Genomic DNA, 910 nt, shown 5'->3' with positions numbered 1-910 from the left:
GCTCCTGCCCGTAAGGCTCCTGTCCGTACGGCTGCTGCTGGTTCGGGTCCGGCCAGTGCACCGCCTCCGGGGTGCCGGTCGTGCCCGCCGCCTCGGCGGCCTCAGCGGCCCGCTCCTGCTGGCTCTGCGTCTGCACGACCCAGCTGCCCGTGGCCGACGGGTCCAGCCCCGCCGCCGGGGTCAGCGGCAGGATCATCGGCGGTACGTACCCGTGGCCGGGCGCGGCCAGCGGGTCGCCCCCGAGGCCGGCCAGGTCGTCCGGGTCCAGGTGGACGAAGGCGGTGGCGTCGGCGTCGTACCCGTCGCCCTGCGGAGTCGGCTGCCAGCCGGCGTACGGGTCGGGCTCCCCGTGCCGCTGCTCGGGGTTCTCCTCATTGCTCACGACAGTGCCCTCCCCAGCGCGCGTCGGGCGAGCGCGGCGACCGTGCGCCGCAGGTGGAGGACGGCGGGGGGCAGCGGTGGCGCCTGTCCCCCGTCGTCCGGTGGTGCCTGGTCCGGGACGCAGGCCGCGGCGACGTACTCGCCGAAGGCGGCCAGCGCGTCGGGGGCCAGGCCCCGTTCGCCGTCCCAGTCGATCAGGGAGGCGATCCAGCGTTCGGCCTCCAGGGGCCGCAACGGCATCGGGGCGATCGCGCCGACCGCGCAGCGCACCCCGCGCCGGGCCGGGTCCAGGACGATCGCGACCGAGGCGGTGGCGCGGCCCGGGCCGGTGCGCCCGGTGGCCTTGAGGAAGACCTGCGGGGCGTGCAGCAGCGGTACGCGGACGAAGCCGATCAGCTCCGCGGGCTCCAGCATCTCGCGGCCGGCCAGCAGGTGGGAGACCGGGATCTCCCGGCGGGCGCCGTCGGGGCCCGCGATGACGAGTTCGGCCTCCAGGGCCGCCAGCACCGGCAGGGCGTCGCCGGTCGGG

The 910-nt window shown here is 77.3% G+C and carries 1 protein-coding gene and 1 pseudogene; both read right to left on the bottom strand.

Annotated features, from left to right (window positions below):
• A pseudogene (locus tag IH13_RS0118435) lies at positions 1–382 on the bottom strand ((2Fe-2S)-binding protein); the annotation flags it as partial.
• Positions 379–910: FAD binding domain-containing protein (locus IH13_RS0118430; protein ID WP_031085811.1), on the bottom strand; the 532-nt coding region annotated here is incomplete at its 5' end. The pseudogene IH13_RS0118435 and the gene IH13_RS0118430, both read right to left, overlap by 4 nt.

Source organism: Streptomyces sp. NRRL WC-3549 (genome assembly GCF_000721935.1).
Classification (GTDB): Bacteria; Actinomycetota; Actinomycetes; order Streptomycetales; family Streptomycetaceae; genus Streptomyces.
Note: the sequence above shows the minus strand (reverse complement) of the source record. Positions and strands in the feature narration are given on the sequence as shown.